Annotated in this window: 2 protein-coding genes and 1 pseudogene; 1 reads left to right on the top strand and 2 read right to left on the bottom strand. The window is 47.0% G+C overall.

Going from position 1 to position 1,706, the window contains the following annotated elements; genetic code table 11:
• Positions 1 to 364, top strand: a 364-nt coding sequence (locus AB4653_RS27275; RefSeq protein ID WP_372105802.1) for a helix-turn-helix transcriptional regulator, incomplete at its 5' end; no start/stop codon positions are given.
• A 4-nt stretch (positions 365 to 368) separates the two neighbouring features.
• Here the strand turns inward: AB4653_RS27275 and AB4653_RS27270 are convergent.
• Together AB4653_RS27270 and AB4653_RS27265 are read right to left on the bottom strand one after the other, a co-directional pair.
• On the bottom strand, positions 369 to 1,319 hold the full coding sequence (locus AB4653_RS27270; protein ID WP_102258537.1) for a chromosome partitioning protein ParA: 951 nt from the start codon (positions 1,317 to 1,319) through the stop codon (positions 369 to 371).
• 39 nt (positions 1,320 to 1,358) lie between these two features.
• A pseudogene (locus tag AB4653_RS27265) lies at positions 1,359 to 1,706 on the bottom strand (phospholipase); the annotation flags it as partial.

The following is a 1,706-nucleotide window of genomic DNA, read 5'->3' as shown; positions in this document are numbered from 1 at the left end:
GCGCTATCTTGCGTCTTGCCAGTCGATAGTGGAAACGCTGGACTCTGAGCACCTGCTGACTAACCAGATCAAAACGATCTTTTATCAAACCGCAGGCAGTTTCCCGAATATAGAACAACTCGCGGATGAGTTTGGTTGTAGCTCTCGTACACTCAGGCGAGAGCTAGTGACCCATGATTCCAGTTATCAAATATTGCTTACCGAAGTTAGAGTGGAACTGGCCAAAGAGCTGTTACTCGGCACAACCATGAGTATCGATGACATCGGTGAAAGGCTCGGTTATAGCGACCCGGCAAATTTCAGAAGGGCGTTTAAAGGTTGGCTCAATAAAACGCCCGCTCAGTTTCGTGACGGTTTAAGTTAAAGCGTTACTTGCTAAAAAACTGCTCCCTGAAATCGGTGACTTGCTGTTGATAATAACTGTCCCAATCTTGTTGAGTCCAAGTGGCATAACTCGAGCTTCGCTGAGAGTCTAAGGTCATTTTGAGCTGATCCAGTTGCTTGTGATAGCTCATCACGGTTTGTTGCTGTTGTGCGACTTGTTGTTCTCGCACTGCAATGTTGCTGGCCTGCGCTTCATCTAAGTAGGCACCTTGGAGGTCGGCTTTGACTGATGCAACTTCAGCAGGGCTATAGCTGCTGGGTATCAAAGAGACTGCCAGTTCATATTTTTGAAGCTGTGTTTCGGCGTTTAACGTGCCCGTATTGTTTTGCCATTCACTAAGCAAATCTTGATAATTGGCCAAAAACTGGCTCGCTTCGTTCTCTTCAAGGGTGTTGGCGTCGAGCGTAAAATCTAGATGCGCAAACTGGTCTGCGAATAGCTGGTGGGCCAACTCTCCCCATACTTGCTGTGCAGACTGCTTGAATAAGGCAACACGATCTTCAAGAGTCTCTATGGATTCAAGTGGGATGGTACTTTGGGCTAATTGCCAGTCGACTGATAGCTGAGGATAGTCGCTCAGTAACTCAAACCATATACTCGGCAACTCCGATTTTAATCGTGCGAGTTGCTCAGTGCAGTCATCACGTTGTTGGCAAAGCTTCCAGAACCCATCGAGTTCATCGAATAGAGCTTTACCTTCAAGTTCGCTTAAGTTTTCAACATGCGTTTCTCCGCCCGATGATTCAGTTTGGGATTGATTGCTCTGCGATGCTGCATTTTCCGAACTGGCGGTTGCAGTTGGTGTGGAATTATCGTCAGCAGTTGTCGTAGAAACACGCGGCTTAGATCCTGTATGTTGAGCAGAAGATAGCGGTGTTTCAATCGATTTTGATGACCATGAGTAGCCAACAATGCTCGTCACCGCGACGAGCATTAGGATTAATATAACTCGATGCATTATGGGTTCACCGCGTTACTTGATGACAGCACTGACGGGGAAGTGGTCTGAAAGGTTGTAGTGCTTCCATAATTCACTGCTGGTTGAGCGAGGAACATCAACGCGGTTATTGTTGTGAGTTTTTTGTGCGTACTCCGAACTCACCACTACGTAATCCAAGTATTCGACATTTTCCCCGCCAGACATAGGCTCGCCTGCAAAGTTGTTGATACGAGGATCAAAGGTTGAAGCGGTATAACCTGAATACTCCGGCTCATCGGCTTGCAGGTTAGCGAACATTTGTTGGTAGTCGCCTGGGAACTTCAGCTTGTTCACGTTGAAGTCACCGCTGTAAATAACCGTTTCAGAGGTTGGTATTTCCAG

Origin of the sequence: Vibrio sp. 10N.222.48.A3, from assembly GCF_041475345.1 — a bacterium.
Taxonomy (GTDB): domain Bacteria; phylum Pseudomonadota; class Gammaproteobacteria; order Enterobacterales; family Vibrionaceae; genus Vibrio; species Vibrio tasmaniensis_A.
The sequence above is the reverse complement of the archived record's forward strand: the minus strand, read 5'-3'. Positions and strand labels throughout refer to the sequence as shown.